Raw genomic sequence first — 18,665 nt, 5'->3', positions numbered from 1 at the left:
AAGATTATGCTAAAACCATTTTTTTCTTTTGAAATAGATGGCCATAACAAGAGAAACTATTATAAAAAATATCCAGCTAGTTACATATCCATATTTCCAACCAAGTTCAGGCATGTATTCAAAATTCATTCCGTATACTCCGGCGATAAAAGTCAAAGGAATAAAAATCGTCGCAATGATAGTCAATGTTTTCATGACCTCATTTTGTTTCAGGCTTATATTAGTCATGAAAATTTCTACCAATGTAGTAATTGATTCTCTTTGCATTTCGAGGTTTTCAATGATTTCCACAGTGTTTTCATAAAGATCATTGACGAAAGGCGTTGTCTTTTTTGTGACAAAGGAACTGTCTGATTTTCTCCAAGCTGACACCAATTCTCTAGTTGGCCAGATGTTTTTCTTGATTTCTTGAAGTGTTTTTCTTTGTCTATAAATATCTGCTAGTTCAATTTTTTTATCCTGACTGATGATATCATCTTCAAGTTTTTCAATTTGATCACTGATCAATTCCAAAATAATATAATATTGATCAATGATGGTGTCGAGTAGGGTATATACAAAATAGTCTGTGGCTAATTTCCTCATTTTGCCATTTGGATTTTCTAGCCTGATTCGAATAGGATCAAATATATCATATTCATTTTCCTGAAAAGTAATGATTAAGTGCTTATTGAAAGCAATGCTGACTTGTTCTACCTCAAGTTGATCAATATCACTCCTGGTATAAAGCATTTTGCTCACAATAAGAATGAAGTTATCGAAATCCTCTAATTTTGGTCTTTGTTGTAAATTGTCAATGTCGTCGAATGCGACGGGGTGAATTTCGAAATGTTGGCATATTTCGTGAAAAATTGTACTATCATTCCTTTTATGAATATTAAGCCAACATTTTTTCTCAGGATGAAGTTTTTCTTTTAATTCAGCAATACTTCTGAGATGGAATTTCTCAAAATGATTCTCTCCAAAAACATATAATTCTAAGCTTCTGTCTGTATTTGATGCTGAATTAAAGTTCATTTTTTTAAAGAAGGTTTTTGAATTTTTCAGGGGTTAGAGGCTTTTCAATGAATCCTTCTACACAGGTAAATTGCTTTGCCTTTTGTCTGTCTTGAAAATCAATCGAACTTGATAACATGATGATTCTGTCACCTCTGTCTTTAAACTCTTTAAGATAGGCATTCAAGAAATCCCAACCATTCATAACAGGCATATTGATGTCAAGAAGAATCAGCGTTTTTTCTGTTTCTGCAAGATTTTGGATCCTGTTTAAGGCTTTTTCTGCTTCCAAAAACTCTTCAACCTGATCTGCAATATCCATTTTAGATATCAAACGCTTATTGATCAAGTTATTGATTGGGTCATCATCAATTAAAATAATTGAGTAATATGAATGCATTAAGTGTAGCGGTAATAAAAGTTAGTTTTAGATTCTAATATGCGGACTAATTTACAATTATAATCTTATGATAAAAATAGAATGTTTGTATTTTTCCTTTACTTATTTAAGTAATTGTTAGAAAAGGTCAGTTTTGTAAATGAAAAAAGGGAAACCATTATGGTTTCCCTTTCAAATATTTGCTTTGGCTTGAATTACATCATTCCGCCCATTCCGCCGCCGCCCATAGGAGGCATTCCAGAACCTTCTTCTTTTACATCAGCGATTACACATTCTGTAGTCAAAAGTAAAGCTGCAATAGATGCTGCATTTTCTAATGCTAGACGTGTTACTTTAGTAGGATCGATAACACCAGCCTCAAACAGATCTTCATAAACATCTGTTCTTGCGTTGTAACCAAAGTTACCAGTGTTTTCTTTAATTCTGTTGATTACTACAGAACCTTCACCACCAGCATTTTCTACGATCGTTCTCAATGGAGATTCGATTGCCATTCTGATGATATTGATACCTGTGTCCTGATCTTCGTTATCTCCTTTCAGAGAATCTAATGCTGATACAGCTCTTACTAGCGCTACACCACCACCTACTACGATACCTTCTTGTACAGCAGCTCTAGTTGCGTGCAATGCATCGTCAACTCTATCTTTCTTCTCTTTCATCTCTACTTCAGTGGCTGCACCTATGTATAGGATTGCAACACCACCTGAAAGTTTAGCTAATCTCTCTTGTAGCTTTTCTTTATCGTAATCAGAAGTAGTTTTGTCGATTTGAGATTTGATCTCTGCGATTCTAGCTTGAATAGCAGCAGGATCACCAGCACCATTTACAATAGTAGTATTATCTTTATCGATATTGATTTTCTCAGCCGAACCTAAGTAATCAATTGTTGCATTTTCTAATTTGTAACCTCTTTCTTCAGAAATTACAGTTCCGCCAGTCAAGATAGCGATGTCTTCTAACATTGCTTTTCTTCTGTCACCGAATCCAGGAGCTTTTACAGCTGCTACTTTCAATGCACCTCTGATTTTGTTAACTACCAATGTTGCCAAGGCTTCACCGTCCACATCTTCAGCGATGATCAACAAAGGCTTACCTGTCTGAGCAACTGGCTCCAATACAGGAAGCAATTCTTTCATAGAAGAGATTTTCTTGTCATAAATCAAGATATAAGGTCTCTCCATTTCAGCTTCCATCTTTTCAGTATTGGTAGTGAAATATGGTGATAGATACCCTCTGTCAAACTGCATACCTTCTACAGTTCTAACTTCAGTTTCTGTACCTTTTGCTTCTTCTACAGTAATTACACCGTCTTTACCAACTTTTTCCATGGCATCAGCAATCATTTTACCGATCTCCTCGTCATTGTTGGCAGATACTGTAGCAACTTGCTGAATTTCTTTACTTGTCGAAATAGCTTTTGAGCTTTCTCTCAAAGAAGCTACAACAGCTACAACAGCTTTGTCAATACCTCTTTTCAAATCCATTGGATTTGCTCCAGCAGCTACGTTTTTGATACCTACATTGAAAATAGCTTGTGTCAATACAGTAGCAGTAGTAGTTCCATCACCTGCATCGTCAGCAGTTTTAGAAGCTACTTCTTTTACAAGTTGAGCACCCATGTTTTCAATTGGTTCTGCTAATTCGATTTCTTTGGCTACAGAAACACCATCTTTAGTGATAGTAGGAGCACCAAATTTTTTGTCTATGATGACATTTCTACCTTTTGGTCCTAGTGTGACCTTCACAGCGTTTGCAAGAGCATCCACACCTTTTTTCAGTCTGTCTCTCGCGTCGATGTTGAAAAATAATTCTTTTGACATTTTTTAAATCTTTAAGTTTTTGATTGTATTGAATTAGATGATTTAATCTCTTCTGTATTAGATTGTATTTCTATTTGATTAAAATAATTTAAATATCTAATACAAAATTTGGATTAGAGAATAGCGAAGATGTCTGCTTCTCTCATGATGAGAAAATCTTTTCCTTCTACTGAAAGTTCAGTACCAGCATACTTGCCATACAATACAGTATCACCCACTTTTACAGTCAAGGGTTCATCTTTTTTGCCACCACCAACGGCTACAACAGTACCTTTTTGAGGCTTTTCTTTAGCAGTATCTGGGATATAAAGTCCAGAAGCGGTTTTCTCTTCTGCTGCAGCAGGTTCTACCAGAACTCTATCTGCAAGAGGTTTGATGTTCACGTTTGACATAATTATAATTTTTATTAAAGTTAGTTCTAAAATTTCCTTAACCCCCTGTTTCACTTTTTATGCCAATTGAGATTGATTCATTTTTCATGACATAAAGTCGCGATTCTGTTTTTGTAAGCTGTCAGAGGAAGTTTTTTTTAAATTATAGCTGTCAATTTTTCGGGATAGATTTTTATTGATGTCAGTTTTTCTTAAATTTTCTACAAATCTGTAGACTATGAAAAATTTGTCAGAAAACTGGATCACGGAAGGGTGGATTGACTTTGAGTACAAAAAGTATCTGCTGCTCGCATATCTCAAAGAAGTCGGTGCGAATTTCAAGCAGGTCAAACTTTATCCACCACTTGCTGACTTAATTTATCACTACAACAAATTGAAAACTTTCGAGGAGGATAGAGAAAAACTAAAGTCAGCTTTCCCCAAACTCTTAGAAGGTCCCGATTTGAAAACGATGAAATTGGAATATAAGCCCATCTTTATTCCTGATGAAACGATGAAGCAGTTAGAAGAGATTGTACAGTATGCTTTACCATTATTGAAAAATCACATTGAAGAAGGAAAAGATATTTATGATTTTTTGGAAAGTGAAATGCTGATTGAACCTATAGGAATATCTCCTTTGTACCAAAATGAAGGCTATGTTATGCTTACTCAAGAGAAATCAAAAGAGATATTCGTTTATAGATATAAAGTGAGTCTTTTTCAAAACAGCATAGATCGATTCAAGGGAGTCATGCTCCAATTTATCAAAAATGTGCATTTATCAATTTCCAACACCTTTGAAAATATTAAAATGAATTTGGTCAAAGAGTTTAAAGAACTGCCAAATCCTGCCACATATCGAATTCATTCAAATTGTGAAATTCCGCTTCATGAAACTTTGATTCCTATAGGTAAAAGACTTCTTTTGAAAAATGTGGAATAAAAAAAAGCTCTACTTCTCAGCAGGGCTTTTGTTATATTTTAATTCGGTTTAGTTTTCTTCTGTAGTTTCTTCTTCAGTAGTTCCACCTTCTTCAGTTGGAGTCTCTTCAGTTGGAGTGGAAGGTAATAAACTTTCACCTTCTCCGCTATTGTCAAATTGAGGCATTACAATTTGCTGTTTTGCGCTTTCGATATTTGGTGAACTGAAAGAGTCAACACTAGAAGAAGTGTAGAATGCTGAAGAACCCAATGAAAGGACAAGTATGGCAATTGCTAAAACCCAAGTAGATTTTTCTAAAATGTTTCCAGTTTTAGTTACTCCCATGATTTGAGAAGCACCACCACCAAAAGCAGAACCAACTCCACCTTTAGAATTTTGAGAAAGTATCACCAAAACCAATAAAACTGCTAAAACGATAATAACACTGATAAGTACGGTAAACATATTTTTTAACTTTTATCTTCTAATTCTTTTATCAAGTCCGCAAAGTAAGTGCTTTTATTTGGAAATTTCACCATTAATTTTTGATAAATTTCTTTGGCTTTTTTATTTTTTCCTTGTTTGGCAAGTAGTCTGGCGTAGGATTCAGAAAGTAAATTTGGATTGAGTTGAGTGCTGTTTTCAGATAGGTCACTTTGCTTTTGAAAGTTCTCTAGTTCTTTGATTGTAGCGAGTTTGATTTCCTTTTTGCTGAAAGATTTGATGATGTCAATTTGTTCCTTTTTCTTTTCATCTAAAATCTCTTTCTTTTCTTTTTTCTTGATTGTTTCTATCAAGTCATCTGGTCCAGAGCGCTTTCTTCTTGGTTTTTTAATTTCCTTTTCTGGTTCGCCGGCTTTTTCTTCCTTATTTGAGTTTGTAGTAAGGTTTTCACCAAGTTTTTTCAATAAACCGGCTCTTTGTGCGAGATTTTGCTCTGGAAGTGGCTTTGGAATTAATTCTCCATCAGAATCCTCATCTTCGATAATCTGCGGAGCTGTAGTTTTTACTATCTCAGTACTTTGAATGTTTTTACTAACTTCTGAAATGATCAAAGGATCTTCAATCAATTTTTTCAGCCAACTTCTGTTTGGACTGTTTAATGCGGCCCAGCCCAAGAATTCGGATGGATTCCCTTTGCCTTTCTGAGCTTCGTGTTTTGCAAGTAGAACATTAGGTATTTGAAAATATGGGAAGTTTTCATGCAGCTTATAAAGCTGATTTACCTGCTCCCTGTTGAGCTGATCTCCCTGATTGACTATTTCCAAAAATTGTTCTGCGTTCACGTATTTAAGAATTATGTTGTTCGAATATAAGCATTTTTACCAATTGGCTACTGTTGCTGTGAAAACATCCTGAATGATATTTTCGAAAATCTCTTCAATTAAGACACTCTCAACCTGTAAAACAGATACTGTTCGTGGATCATAATCTCTGAAAAATGAAAAACTTCTTTTTAGGTTTTCTTCTTCTACAGCCATATTAATATATTCCACTTCGACTACAATTGTCAAACGCATCTGACCTGCTCGGTCAGGGGAATTTGGATCTGTGCTTGTTACTGTTGCTTGAGGAGTGATGTTATATCTTGAAATTGCTCCAGAGAGTTGAAGGTCTCCATTAGATCTTACTAACTCAAGTTGTGTATTTCTTTGGTAAAAGTCTTTCAAGGATTCTGTGAATTGCTGTCCCATATTGGCTGGCCCTCCACCAGAATCATTAAAGAAATTCTCTACCGAGAAAGTTTTTGTCAAATCGTAATTGATATTTGTTCCAGTGAAACTGTAACTTACGCTGCATCCTGATAGTAAGGATAGCAAACCTATACTGACCAAAAGGATATTTTTTCTGATTTTAATCAATATCATATTGCTTGATTTTTCTATATAACGTCCTTTCTGAGATTCCTAGGTCTCCTGCAGCATATTTTCTTTTATTGTTATGCTTTTTCAATGCCCTAATAATCATTTCTTTTTCTTTCTTCTCTAGCGAAAGTGAATGATCATCTTCTTCATGGATGATATCTTGGATGGAGTCGTCTTCATAATCATCTTCATAGTCATCTAGATCATCATCGTTGCTATTCTTATTTGAATCAATTACCAATGGCATATTGACCGAAGGAACGTTAGATTTAGATTCATCAAAGGATACAGGCGATTCTAAATCTTCAAAGAGATTTTGATGCTTATTAATAATGGTGGAATTGATTCCACCCGATTGGTAGCTTTCTAAAACCAGTTTTTTGAGTTCATGCATGTCCTTTTTCATATCAAAAAGGACTTTGTAAAGAATATCTCTTTCGGAGAAATCTGTACTACTTTCTTTTCCAGAACCGCTTCCTGTGTATGCTGCTGGCAATCTACTTTGTTCGGTTGGTAAATATCGGCCTAATGTAGCGGCATCAATTTCTCTTTCTTGCTCAAGCAATGATATTTGCTCTGCAAGATTTTTTAATTGTCTGATATTCCCTGGAAAAGGAAATTTCATCAAAAGTGTTTTGGCATCTTCATCTAAAGACACTGGTTTTACCTTATATTTTTCTGAAAAATCAGTGGTAAATTTCCTGAATAATAATACGATGTCTTCACCTCGCTCACGAAGTGGTGGGACAAAAATCGGTACAGTATTCAGTCTATAATACAAGTCCTCTCTGAATTTCCCCTTTTCTACTGCTTTGAACAAATTGACATTTGTTGCAGCGATCACACGTACATTTGTCTTTTGGACTTTGGAAGAACCAACTTTGATAAATTCACCATTCTCCAAGACTCTTAGCAGTCGAGCTTGTGTACCCAATGGCATTTCTCCAATTTCATCCAAAAATATGGAACCTCCATCAGTTACTTCAAAATAGCCTTTTCGAGCTTCATGGGCACCTGTAAAAGATCCTTTTTCATGACCAAAAAGCTCTGAATCAATAGTTCCTTCTGGAATAGCCCCGCAGTTGATGGCGATAAATTTACCATGTTTGCGAACGCTTAAAGAGTGAATGATTTTCGAAAAAGATTCTTTACCACTTCCACTCTCTCCCGTGATCAACACAGTCATGTCAGTAGGAGAGGCTTGCATAGCCACTTGAATGGCATGATTGAGTAGCGGACTGAATCCGATGATACCAAATCTTTGCTTTACACTTTGAATTTCTGATGCTGTGATCATGATGTGTAGTTTAATCAGGAAATTACCTCACCAAAAAGTGTGGCAGGCGTACAATCAGTAATTTTTACAAGAGCATAGTCCCCTTTCTTCAAGTTTCCTTTTTCTACAATAACCATTTTGTTGGCCGAGTTTCTTCCTCTCAATTGATCTTCGGATCTTTTGGATACTCCTTCGATTAAGATTTCTTGGATTTTCCCAACATCAAGTTTGTTTCTCTCCTCTGAAAGTATGCTTTGCTTTTGGATGATGTCATTCAGCCTCCTCTTTTTCACTTCCAAAGGAATGTCATCTTCATATTTTTTGGCAGCTAATGTCCCTGGTCTTTCTGAGTAGTAGAACATGTAAGAGAAATCATACTTTACGATATCCATTAGAGTCAATGTGTCTTGATGCTCTTCTTCTGTTTCTGTGCAGAATCCCGTGATCATATCTGATGATATTCCGCATTCTTCCCCTAAGATTTCTCTGATTTTCGAAACTCGCTCTAAGTACCAAGCTCTGTCATAAGTTCTGTTCATCATCTCCAAAACTCTTGAATTTCCACTCTGTACAGGAAGGTGGATGTATTTACATATATTGTCATACTTCTTCATCGTATACAAAACCTCGTCTGTGATGTCTTTTGGATGAGAAGTGGAGAATCTTACGCGGAGCGTTGGACTTACTTGAGCCACCATTTCTAAAAGATGGGCAAAGTTGATCACAGCGCTGACTTCATCTTCTTTTTTATTTAATCTTGCCTTGTTGTTTTCTTCTGGTGACCACTTATAGCTGTCTACATTTTGACCAAGGAGAGTTACTTCTTTGAATCCCTTATCAAATAGCTCTTGAGCTTCGCGGACGATCGAGTGTGGGTCTCTGCTTCTTTCTCTTCCTCTAGTAAAAGGAACTACACAGAATGAACACATATTGTCACATCCTCGCATGATCGAAATGAAAGCGCTAACTCCATTTGAATTCAGCCTTACAGGTGAGATATCAGCATAAGTTTCTTCTCTTGAAAGAAAAGTATTGACACCTTTATTACCATCTTCTGCTTCGGATACTAAATTCGGAAGATCTCTGTAAGCATCAGGTCCAACGACTACATCTACTAATTTTTCCTCTTCAAGGAGTTTTTCTTTCAGTCGCTCAGCCATACAACCCAGAACTCCAATAGTCAACTCAGGTTTGTTTTTCTTGATGTTGTTGAATTGCGAAAGTCTTTTTCGGACAGTTAATTCAGCTTTTTCTCGAATGGAGCAGGTATTTAAGAAAATCACATCTGCTTCATGGAAATCAGACGTGGTGTCGAACCCATTGTCTTTCATGATAGAAGCGACAATCTCCGAATCAGAAAAATTCATCTGACAACCGTATGATTCAATGTATAATTTTTTGGCTTTGCCGGTATTTTCATCTTCAGTTGTCTTGTAATCACATGCTTGTGCTTCTTCTGCTGAGATGATATCTATGTCTTTAATAATATTTTCCATGTAAATTCAATTTCAATCTGCAAAATTAAGTAAATACCGACAAAATGACAGGGTTTTCAAATGTTTTCTTTGAAAGAAATGTAATTATTATGGCTTTATTTTTGCCCTTTAAAGTCTCGATAATGTTATATTTGAATCTTTAATCACTCCAAACCAAGACTTTGTTATCAAAAAGCTTTTAAAGAAATTTTTAAAAATATCAGGAGTTGTACTGTTTGTCATCTTCCTTCTTCTGATCATGCTGATATTTTTTGTCAGAAGTCCTTGGGGACAGAATATAATTGTAAATAAGGCTACAACCTTTCTTTCTGATAAGACAAAAACTAAAGTAGAAATCGATCGACTGTTTGTTACTTTTTCTGGAAATCTTTCTCTTGAAGGTTTTTATGTAGAGGATTTGCAAAAAGACACTTTGATTTATTCCAAAGAGTTAGAATTAGGGTTTGGGTTGATCAACTTCATCCGAACAGGTGGTATTCATATCTCTAAGCTCGAATGGGAAGGATTAAAGGCAAATGTTAGTCGAAAAGAAAACTCGGATGAATTCAATTATGATTTTTTAATAAATGCTTTCGCTTCCGAGCCAACTGAACCTGACCTTCAAAATTCTAAGAATATTGAATCTGATTCTGATCCATTAAAAATTTCATTAGACCCAATTTCATTTAGAGATTTTGATTTGTCATATCAAGATGGGAAAATGGGAATGGATGCCAAATTGAAGCTTGGAGTATTTGATTTGAATATTGCTTCAATGAATTTGCAGAATTTGGCCTTTGACATTAAAAGCGTTGTTCTAAAAGATAGTAAGGTCAGTTACCGACAAACCAAGCCTTTCGAAGAAACTGAAGATTCTGATCCTGATTCAGAAATTTCAACTTTGCTTTCTTTGGAGAATTTTTTAATTCAAAATGTTTCATTGACTTATGACAATGAAGTTGATTCCCAATTAGCGGATGTTCATATTGGTAAATTGATTCTTCAAATGCCTGAGTTTGATTTGGCTGATCAAAAAGTACTCGTGAAGTCATTGACTTTGGAAAAATCTCAAATTTTGTATCATGATTTTTCTATACCTCAAGCTATGAATCAATCAGAGGATCAAGTTGAAAATACTCCATTTATATGGCCAAATTGGAAAGTTGATGTGGGAAGCATTGAGTTAGCTGAGAATAAAATTGAATTCAAAACGAAGGATACAGCAATTCAACAAGGTTTCTTTAATCCTGAAGCTATGATTTTTGAGAATTTGACAGTGAGTATCGACAATGTCTATCTAAAAAATGAAAAAGCTGGATTCAACCTCAATCAATTTCAATTTCAAGAATTAGGTGGTTTTGAGTTAAAGAAATTGTCATCTGGAGTAAAAATAGAAAACGAATCCATTACGGTAGATGATTTTAAAATAGAGACGAATAGAAGCAAACTGTTGGCAGATGTAAGTCTTGGGTTTGATTCAATACAAGCTTTGTTAGAGAATCCAGAAAAAAGCAATTTCGAGTTAATCGTAAATGAATTTTTGGGTGATATTCGTGATGCTTACTTTTTTGAGCCAAGTTTGAGCCAAGACGAACTGATTAGAAGCCTTGCTTCTGCTCCTTTGAAGTTTAAAATGCGAGCCAATGGAAACGTCAATTCCATAGCAATTCCAAATATAGATTTGAAATGGGATCAATCCAGTTTAACAGGTTCAGGAACATTAAACAATGTCCTTGATATAGATTTGCTGGTTTTTGACTTTCCTAAAATCAACCTTAAAACGGATAAAAAAACGATTTTAAAATTTGTCGATGAACAAAATCTTGCTGGAATAAACTTGCCGGAAGATATCTCTCTACAAGCAAAAGCCAAGGGGAAAATTGATGACTTGACTGCTGACCTTGCACTCGAAACGGAGATGGGCAAAATCAATTTTGATGGTGGGTTTAAAAACAATGGAGAAATTGCGTATTTGGCTAGCATTGAGGTAATTGAATTACAGTTAGGTAATTTACTGGGAAACTCAGGCCTAGATACTTTGACTTTTGACATTCACAGTAGTGGAAGCGGAACTTCAATGGATAACCTAACAGCAGAATTGTCTTCTAATTTTGATAGATTGAAGATCTATGGCAATGATTATTCAGGTCTGATCTTAGAAGGTCAATTGGAAAATGGGGTAGGAGATCTTAAGCTTGCTTTGGAAGATGAATATTTGAATTTTGACTTATTGACCAAACTTGACTTGGATTCAATTAACTCCAAGATTGATTTAAATTTAGATTTGAAAGGTGCCGATTTTTTTAATTTGGGATTTTTTCCACAAGATCTCAGAGGTAAGTTTTTCTTTACTGCAACTTTTGAAGGAAATCTTGGCAATTTTGATTTACAGACTAATCTGAGCGATGCAATTATGGTTTTTGAAGGGAGAAATTACCCTCTTGGAAGCCTAGATCTAAAAGCTCGAATTAGAGAAGATTCTACCAGTTTGGATATCAAAAGTCTCCTTGTAAACGGAAGCTTAAGATCAAACACCTCCCCACAACTCTTGAGTGATGCGCTATATCAGCATCTGGTCAATTACTTAGACGAGAATCAAGATTCCACTTTAAACCCGCAAGGAGAAGTGATGATGAATTTGAATTTGACTTTAAATCAAGCTCCAATTTTGAATCAGGTATTTTTACAAGGATTAGAAAAACTTGATACAGCTCGATTTGATGTTGATTTTAATCAAAATAAAAGCAAACTCGATGCAAATATTGATTTCCCATATTTGAAATATGCAGGTGTTGAAATTGATAGTTTGGGCGTAAGGATAAATTCAGATCAAAAAGACTTAGATCTGGCTTTTGGTTTCTTAAGATTAGAATCGGGGCCGTTGGGTATGGATAGAACCTATTTTACTGGCGAATTGGAAAACAGAAGGTTATACTTTGATTTCAATTCATTTGACGGCGACGAGCAAATGGTTCATGTAGCATCAGACATTGGGATGAAAGGAGATACTTTAAGTATTCATATTTCACCCGAGGATTTATTGCTGAACAAAAGAGAATGGATGATTCCTGAGTCCAATGAAATTCTCCTTGCAGAGAATTACCTTCATTTCAACGAATTTAGATTTAACAGAAACAATCAGGAATTATTGATTAGGGATGATTTAGAAGAGGTAGGCGAAGAGCACTTAGCAATACTTTTCAAGGATTTTAGATTAGAGACATTTACAACCTTGTTTAATCCTGATCAATTGCTCGCAGGCGGTACGCTAAACGGAAGATTGGTCGTAGAAAATCCGTTCGGAGCGGTTGGACTCCTAGCAAATCTAAAAATCAATGAACTCAAAGCTCTTGATGTGCCATTGGGAAATCTTTCTTTAGATGCCGTTGCTGCAGATTTAGGAAGTTATAAAGTGAAGCTTGCGCTCAAAGACGGAGGATTAGATATCGATATGGGTGGTAGTTTTGTTGCCGATGAAGGGGGTGGTGAATTTGATATTGACTTAGATTTAAATAAAATCGAGATGCAACTTTTAGCAGCCTTATCTGGATCTGAGATCAGGGATGCATCAGGATTCATATCAGGAAAAGTCAATGCGACTGGATCAACAGCCGAACCGGTTTATAATGGGGAAATTGCCTTTAATAATGCATCTTTTACAATCGCTCAATTAAATTCCAAGTATCTTTTACCAAGTGAAAAGATAAGTATCAATAATGATGGTGTTTATTTAAAAAACTTTACTTTTCAAGATACAGGTGGACAAAAATTCATTGTTGACGGGTCAATATTAACAGAAAGCTACATCAATCCGAGTTTTGACTTGACGCTAAAAGCAAACAGTTTTAGAGCTGTAAACTCCACTCGTGACGATAATGAATTATTCTTTGGAAGTGCAATTTTAGATGCAGATGTGACAGTCAAGGGTGACCTGAACTTGCCGAGAATTAATGCACAGGTTACTGTAAAAGAGGGAACAGATTTTACTGTTATTATTCCAGAAACGGAATTGGATATAGTAGAAAGGGAAGGTGTGGTTGTTTTTGTAAATAGACAAGATCCTTATGATATTTTGACCAGACAAGGGGAGGAAACTTCAAGTGCATTTTCAGGATATGATATTCGCTCTATTCTTAAGATTGATCCCGCAGCGGTATTCAAAGTTATTGTGGATGAAAGATCGGGAGATAATCTTCAAGTATCAGGAGATGCTGATTTGAATATGGAGATCAATCCAAATGGTAGAATTACTTTAAGTGGAAACTACGAAATCAACAAAGGACATTATGAAATGTCACTTTACAATTTGGTCAGCAGAAGGTTTGAAATTGCGTCAGGAAGTAGGATAACTTGGAACGGTGATCCTATGGATGCGGACTTGAATATTTCTGCAATTTATACAGTTAGGACAGCATCATCGGAATTGATGGCTTCGCAGCTTTCAAGTTCTAATACTGAAAACAGGACCCAATACTTACAGGAGTTGCCGTTTTCAGTGTATTTGAATGTTGATGGAGAATTACTAAAACCAGCAATTTCCTTTAGATTAGATATGCCAGAAGAGCAAAGAGGAGCTTTGGGGGGAAATGTTTACAGCAGAGTTTTGCAAGTCAATGAACAGGAAGATGAACTCAACAAACAGGTGTTTTCACTTTTGGTTCTGAATAGATTTTTCCCATCAACTGGTAGTGATGTTTCTGGTGGTGGTACTTCTGCAATCGCAAGAAACAGTGTTAGTCAAGTGCTTTCTGGTCAGCTCAATGCGCTTTCTAGCAGTGTGTTTGGGAATTCCGGTCTTGAGTTAGATTTTGATCTGGATAGTTTTACGGACTATCAAGGAGGAAGTGCACAAGACCGAACGCAACTCAATGTAAGTGCAAGGAAGCGTTTGTTGGATGATAGATTAATTGTCCAAGTAGGAAGTCAGGTAGATATTGAGGGGAGTTCTCAGAATCCTGAACAAACAAATGCCATTTTGGGGAATGTAAGTTTGGAATATATGCTCACTGAAAATGGTCGCTATAGGTTGAGGGCTTTTAGAAAAAATCAATTTGAAAGCATCATTGATGGTCAATTGATCATCACTGGAATAGGTTTGATATTCAATAGAGAATTCAATCAGTTCACTGAGCTTTGGAAAGGAGTAGATTTGAACAAAAAAGAGGAAAATCCCATAGATAAGCTACAACAAAAGAGTAGTGAAAAGGAAACTGAAAAAGAAAAAAAGTCTTCTGAAGGAAAGTCAGAAGGAGTAAAAGAGGAGGAAAATGAAGACTAAATCCTTATATATATTGTGTTTTGGTTTTTTACTTGCTTTTAGTGAAGCCTGTAGTGTGAAGAAATTCATCCCCGAGGGAGAACGGCTTTACACGGGTGCTAACCTCAGTTTGGAATCAGAGGAGTCTTTGAAAGACTTTAAAGAAGTCAAATCTGAGTTGGAGGGATTGGTTAGACCTGAAGCAAACACCAAGATTTTAGGAATGTATTTTGGGCTTTGGGCGCATTACAAGGGGAGTAAAGAAAAACCAGGATTTATCAATAGATTTTTGAAGAAGAAATTAGGCGAAGAGCCTGTTTACTTTAGTAAAGTTGATCCCAATAAGACAGAGCAATTAATTATCAATAGACTAGAGAATAAAGGTTTTTTCTATTCTAATGCAACATCAGAAGTGAATCGAACTGAAAAGTTTGCCTCTGTCGATTACCAAGTAAGTGTAACCAAGGCTTATAAACTTAGAAACTTCAAGATTGATCGGGATTCATTAGAAATAGATAGGGAGATAAAGGTTTTAATGGAAGAAACTGAGCTTAAAAAAGGAGCACGCTTTGATCTTTCTTTACTTAAAAGCGAAAGAGAAAGACTCGATGAAGCTTTAAAAAATCTCGGTTACTACAATTTTAATTCCAATTACCTCATTTTTGAAGCAGATACAAATGTGAGTGATCAGAGAGAATTTGATTTGTTTTTAAGATTAAAATCAAATACACCAAGCAATGGCTTGATACCTTACGTGGTGAATAATATTAGGATTTTTCCTAATTATTCCGTCAAGGAAGAAGAAGAAAAGATCGATACGGTTTCTATTGATGGAAAAGACTTTATTCAAGGAGTGGAAGTTTTCAAACCCGAGCTATTGGAACAATATGTTTTATTGGAAAAAGGAGCTCTTTATTCTCCACAAAAATCAAGGTTGACAAGTAATAGACTAAGTTCTATTGGTACTTATCGGTTTGTAAACTTACGATATGATGAATTGGAGGATAGCCTTACCAAAGGGAATTTGGATGCCAATATCTATCTATCACCACTGAACAAACGATCAATTAGAGTTGAGTTACAAGGTGTGTCAAAATCAAATAATTTTGCTGGACCTGCATTAAATGTGATTTACAGAAATAGAAATTTGTTTCATGGAGGTGAGACACTCAATCTTACAGCTAAATTTGCTTATGAAAATCAACTTTCTGGCGGGCAGCTTTCTGGTTTGAACTCAATCGAGTTAGGTTTGAAAGCCGATTTGATTTTTCCTAGAGTAGTATTTTTTATCCCAATAAAAGAACGATTCAGCTATTCAGTTCCGAAAACAAAAATGAGTTTGGGAACGGAATATCAGAGTAGGGGTGGGCTGTATAGATTGAATACCTTCTCAGCTAATTATGGTTACTATTGGAATGCTAACAGATTTGTCTATCACGAAATCAATCCGATTAGCCTGAACTTAGTCAATCTTACTAGAACCTCACCTGAATTTGAGCAGATTTTGGATAATAATCCTTTTCTAAGAAGAAGTTTCGAGCAGCAGTTTATTGCAGGGATCAATTATACATTCAATTATAACAAGTTATCCGACAGGTTTCGAACGCATGGTATCTTCTTTGGTGCGGGTCTAGATTTGGCGGGAAATGGATTCAACTTAGCCAATACGGTTTTGGGGACTGAGCAGGGTACTTTCTTGGGATTGAATTATGCACAATATGCTAGAGGTGATCTGGATTTGAGGTATTATTGGAGACCAAATGAAAAGCATACTGTAGCCACTAGACTTTTTGGGGGCTTGGGTTTGCCTTATGGGAATTCAGAATCCTTACCATTTGTGAAGCAGTTTTTTGCAGGAGGGCCGAATAGTATTCGAGCATTTAGAATCCGAGGTTTAGGACCTGGTACTTATAGACCTGAAGAAGCAGGTTTAGGTTCTTTCTTTGATCAGGCAGGTGATGTTCGTATTGAAGGAAATATTGAATACAGATTCCCACTGATATCTGTTTTGAAGGGTGCATTGTTTGTTGATGCTGGAAACGTTTGGTTAGTCAATGAAAACGAAGCGCTACCCGGAGGGAAATTTACCTCAAATTGGTGGAATGAAATGGCTGTTGGTGCTGGATTTGGTGCGAGAATCGATATTGAGTTCTTCGTGATCCGATTTGATCTTGCTACACCATTACGTGTGCCCTACCTTCCAGAAAACGAAAGGTGGGGAAATAACTTTGACTTCAAAAGCAGATCTTGGAGAAGGGATAACCTTATTTTTAATTTTGCCATAGGTTATCCATTCTAAGCAGGCTCTTCAGGTCTAAATCGAATTTCTTTCGGATATGGAAAGGCATGGAGTAGTTCCCCTTTACGAATTCTGTTCTGAATTTCATTCCAATGATCTGGATTAAATAGGTCTTTGTGATAGTCAAAAAAATGTTGCTTTACATCTGCCCTTCCAATCATAAACCTTTTAAAATCCTCAGGAAAGACATCATTTTTAGCGATATCATACCAAGGGGTAGCAGCATATATTTGTTCGTAATTTTCTGCTTTGGGTTTCCATCTGAAATTCATATCAGTCAAAAATTCTATTTCATCATAATCATAAAATATCACTCTTTTCTGACGAGTCACACCAAAGTTTTTGGTCATCATATCTCCGGGAAAAATATTAGCTTGTGCAAGTTGTAAAATACTATTCCCATATTCTTCTACTGCATACTTAGCATCCTCATGGTCACAGTTGTCAAGATATATGTTTAAAGGAATCATTTTCCTTTCAGTATATAAATGTTTGATTATGAGAAATTCATCATTGATGATTAAAAGTGAATTAACGGTGTTTTTGAGTTCTTGCAGCAATTCTGGACTAACTCGATCAATAGGAATAGAAAAATACTCAAACTCGTGGGTATCAGCCATTCTTCCAACCCTGTCATGCTGAGAGACGAGTTTATATTTCTCTTTTACCTCTTGCCTTGTCATGTTTTTAGGAGGCTCAAAGTGATCCTTGATCATTTTGAAAACAATATTGTAACTGGGTAAAGTAAATACCGTCATAACCATTCCTTTAATTCCTTCTGCTAGGACAAATTGATCCTTACTTTGATCTAAATGATTGAGGAAATCTCTGTAAAATTCAGTTTTTCCATGTTTATTAAATCCGATAGCATTATAGAGTTCATGGATCTGTTTGTGGCTGATGACAGCATTGAGAAAGGAAACCATTTGAGAAGGGATTTCAGTCTGAACCATAAAGTAGGACCTACTGAAACTGAACATATGTGCCATAATTTTTGGGTCAAAAATCATGGTATCGACATAGATTCCATTTTCGTTGTGAAGGAAAGGAATAATGAAAGGCATCCATTTGCCACCAATCATAGTTCTACCGATAAGGTAAGCAGCTTTATTTCGGTAGAATACACTTTTTAAAACTTGAGTAATCGTGTCTTTAGTAGGTTCGTATCGAGTCAAAATTACTTCTCGAATGGCTTTGACTAATAATTGTATGTCCTCTTCCTTATTAAAGTATTGCGTACCGAAATCAAAATCCTCTATAATTTTCCTAATGATTTTTTGTAGGCCCCAAGAAGAAGGATAACTGTGGTATAGATTTTCATTGGTGTGGAGATCGCAAGTGTCATATCCTTCGTGGACATACATCAGATTCTCGTCAATCCCAGATTCAGGTGATATTTTTCTGAGTACAGAATTGAAGAATGTCTCGGCTAATTCTTTGTCTTTTCTGTTTGAAATTCGATTTGAATATTGTAGTTTAGTATCGTGCCAAAATTCGTAATCTGTTATTTCTGGACTGAGTTCTTTTTCTAAAGCCATTCTACTTTTCTGAATGGAATCTTTATAAAGGCGCAGCCGATTCCTATGATTCTCCTGCATTGATTTCCAATTTCGTTCAGCAAAATGTACAGAGGCAAATCGGGTAAAATTATTGAACTCATCAATATAATTTTTAAAGCCGATTATGATTGTTTCAACTGTAAAATCAATGGCTTTGGAATGCGTCATATTTTGAAGTGATTTTTTGATTCCTCGAATTAAAATTGAATTTAATTAAACTTATCCAATAGGCTCAATTTAATTATTAATTATAAGCTGCTTCATGAAATTTTCTGAGAGATTTTGAATCTACAATTGCTTCGATGTGAGGGTTAATATCTTTTTTTATTAACCGAATAAAATTTTCGCAATCGATTGTTTGGACAATAAAAAAACATTTTCTACCTTTCCCACGTGTTATTCATACAATGAATATCTAC

The 18,665-nt window shown here is 35.6% G+C and carries 13 protein-coding genes; 3 read left to right on the top strand and 10 right to left on the bottom strand.

From position 1 onward, the window contains the following. Positions 1-9: 9 nt before the first annotated feature. The 4 genes from corA to IEV57_RS08655 all read right to left on the bottom strand — a co-directional run bounded on the left by corA (position 10) and on the right by IEV57_RS08655 (position 3,611). The gene (gene corA, locus IEV57_RS08670) at positions 10-1,017 is read right to left on the bottom strand and encodes a magnesium/cobalt transporter CorA (RefSeq protein WP_188441756.1); all 1,008 of its coding nucleotides are present in this window, start codon (positions 1,015-1,017) and stop codon (positions 10-12) included. A 4-nt stretch (positions 1,018-1,021) separates the two neighbouring features. Further along, positions 1,022-1,396 (bottom strand): response regulator, encoded by a 375-nt coding sequence (locus IEV57_RS08665; protein ID WP_188441754.1) that lies wholly within the window; start codon positions 1,394-1,396, stop codon positions 1,022-1,024. Positions 1,397-1,590: 194 nt separating this feature from the next. Continuing rightward, on the bottom strand, positions 1,591-3,219 hold the full coding sequence (gene groL / locus IEV57_RS08660; protein WP_188441752.1) for a chaperonin GroEL: 1,629 nt from the start codon (positions 3,217-3,219) through the stop codon (positions 1,591-1,593). Between the two features lie 113 nt (positions 3,220-3,332). Further along, entirely contained in the window at positions 3,333-3,611 is a 279-nt protein-coding gene (locus IEV57_RS08655; RefSeq protein WP_014773867.1) for a co-chaperone GroES, read from the bottom strand. A 217-nt stretch (positions 3,612-3,828) separates the two neighbouring features. Here IEV57_RS08655 and IEV57_RS08650 point away from each other — a divergent pair, with 217 nt between their 5' ends. Further along, a complete protein-coding gene (locus IEV57_RS08650) occupies positions 3,829-4,536 on the top strand; it encodes a hypothetical protein (RefSeq protein ID WP_188441750.1) in 708 nt (235 codons plus the stop codon). A gap of 48 nt (positions 4,537-4,584) precedes the next feature. Here IEV57_RS08650 and secG read toward each other — a convergent pair whose 3' ends face one another. Genes secG through miaB form a run of 5 tightly spaced genes read right to left on the bottom strand, consistent with a single transcriptional unit; the run spans position 4,585 to position 9,152 of the window. After that, positions 4,585-4,980: a preprotein translocase subunit SecG gene (gene secG / locus IEV57_RS08645; RefSeq protein ID WP_188441748.1), complete on the bottom strand. Its 396-nt coding sequence runs from the start codon at positions 4,978-4,980 to the stop codon at positions 4,585-4,587. 5 nt (positions 4,981-4,985) lie between these two features. Beyond that, complete coding sequence (locus IEV57_RS08640; RefSeq protein WP_188441746.1) at positions 4,986-5,801, bottom strand: DUF8458 domain-containing protein; 816 nt, start codon at positions 5,799-5,801, stop codon at positions 4,986-4,988. A 36-nt stretch (positions 5,802-5,837) separates the two neighbouring features. Further along, on the bottom strand, positions 5,838-6,383 hold the full coding sequence (gene lptE, locus IEV57_RS08635) for an LPS assembly lipoprotein LptE (RefSeq protein ID WP_188441743.1): 546 nt from the start codon (positions 6,381-6,383) through the stop codon (positions 5,838-5,840). Continuing rightward, positions 6,370-7,677 carry a sigma-54 interaction domain-containing protein gene (locus IEV57_RS08630; protein WP_188441741.1) on the bottom strand — a complete coding sequence of 436 codons (1,308 nt, stop codon included), beginning with the start codon at positions 7,675-7,677 and terminating at the stop codon, positions 6,370-6,372. The genes lptE and IEV57_RS08630 overlap by 14 nt, the downstream gene beginning before the upstream one ends. A gap of 14 nt (positions 7,678-7,691) precedes the next feature. Next, positions 7,692-9,152: a tRNA (N6-isopentenyl adenosine(37)-C2)-methylthiotransferase MiaB gene (gene miaB / locus IEV57_RS08625; protein WP_188441739.1), complete on the bottom strand. Its 1,461-nt coding sequence runs from the start codon at positions 9,150-9,152 to the stop codon at positions 7,692-7,694. 238 nt (positions 9,153-9,390) lie between these two features. On the opposite strand from miaB, the gene IEV57_RS08620 reads away from it, so the two are divergent. Both IEV57_RS08620 and tamL read left to right on the top strand, forming a co-directional pair. Continuing rightward, positions 9,391-14,409, top strand: a complete 5,019-nt coding sequence (locus IEV57_RS08620; RefSeq protein WP_188441737.1) for a translocation/assembly module TamB domain-containing protein — start codon at positions 9,391-9,393, stop codon at positions 14,407-14,409. Further along, on the top strand, positions 14,399-16,687 hold the full coding sequence (gene tamL / locus IEV57_RS08615) for a translocation and assembly module lipoprotein TamL (protein WP_188441735.1): 2,289 nt from the start codon (positions 14,399-14,401) through the stop codon (positions 16,685-16,687). Before IEV57_RS08620 ends, tamL begins: the two co-directional genes overlap by 11 nt. On the opposite strand, the gene aceK is transcribed toward tamL, so the two are convergent. After that, on the bottom strand, positions 16,684-18,414 hold the full coding sequence (gene aceK, locus IEV57_RS08610) for a bifunctional isocitrate dehydrogenase kinase/phosphatase (RefSeq protein ID WP_188441732.1): 1,731 nt from the start codon (positions 18,412-18,414) through the stop codon (positions 16,684-16,686). The genes tamL and aceK overlap by 4 nt on opposite strands. Between the last annotated feature and the right edge of the window lie 251 nt (positions 18,415-18,665).

The organism is Belliella aquatica (genome assembly GCF_014637795.1).
GTDB lineage: Bacteria > Bacteroidota > Bacteroidia > Cytophagales > Cyclobacteriaceae > Belliella > Belliella aquatica.
This window is presented reverse-complemented; position numbering and strand designations above follow the sequence as displayed.

Excerpts from the sequence above, each read along its gene's own strand:
- IEV57_RS08665 (WP_188441754.1), bottom strand. The coding sequence starts at position 1,396 with ATGCATTCATATTACTCAATTATTTTAATTGATGATGACCCAATCAAT.
- IEV57_RS08655 (WP_014773867.1), bottom strand. The coding sequence starts at position 3,611 with ATGTCAAACGTGAACATCAAACCTCTTGCAGATAGAGTTCTGGTAGAA.
- tamL (WP_188441735.1), top strand. The coding sequence starts at position 14,399 with ATGAAGACTAAATCCTTATATATATTGTGTTTTGGTTTTTTACTTGCT.
- miaB (WP_188441739.1), bottom strand. The coding sequence starts at position 9,152 with ATGGAAAATATTATTAAAGACATAGATATCATCTCAGCAGAAGAAGCA.
- aceK (WP_188441732.1), bottom strand. The coding sequence starts at position 18,414 with ATGACGCATTCCAAAGCCATTGATTTTACAGTTGAAACAATCATAATC.
- groL (WP_188441752.1), bottom strand. The coding sequence starts at position 3,219 with ATGTCAAAAGAATTATTTTTCAACATCGACGCGAGAGACAGACTGAAA.
- IEV57_RS08650 (WP_188441750.1), top strand. The coding sequence starts at position 3,829 with ATGAAAAATTTGTCAGAAAACTGGATCACGGAAGGGTGGATTGACTTT.
- IEV57_RS08620 (WP_188441737.1), top strand. The coding sequence starts at position 9,391 with ATGCTGATATTTTTTGTCAGAAGTCCTTGGGGACAGAATATAATTGTA.
- lptE (WP_188441743.1), bottom strand. The coding sequence starts at position 6,383 with ATGATATTGATTAAAATCAGAAAAAATATCCTTTTGGTCAGTATAGGT.
- IEV57_RS08630 (WP_188441741.1), bottom strand. The coding sequence starts at position 7,677 with ATGATCACAGCATCAGAAATTCAAAGTGTAAAGCAAAGATTTGGTATC.
- secG (WP_188441748.1), bottom strand. The coding sequence starts at position 4,980 with ATGTTTACCGTACTTATCAGTGTTATTATCGTTTTAGCAGTTTTATTG.
- corA (WP_188441756.1), bottom strand. The coding sequence starts at position 1,017 with ATGAACTTTAATTCAGCATCAAATACAGACAGAAGCTTAGAATTATAT.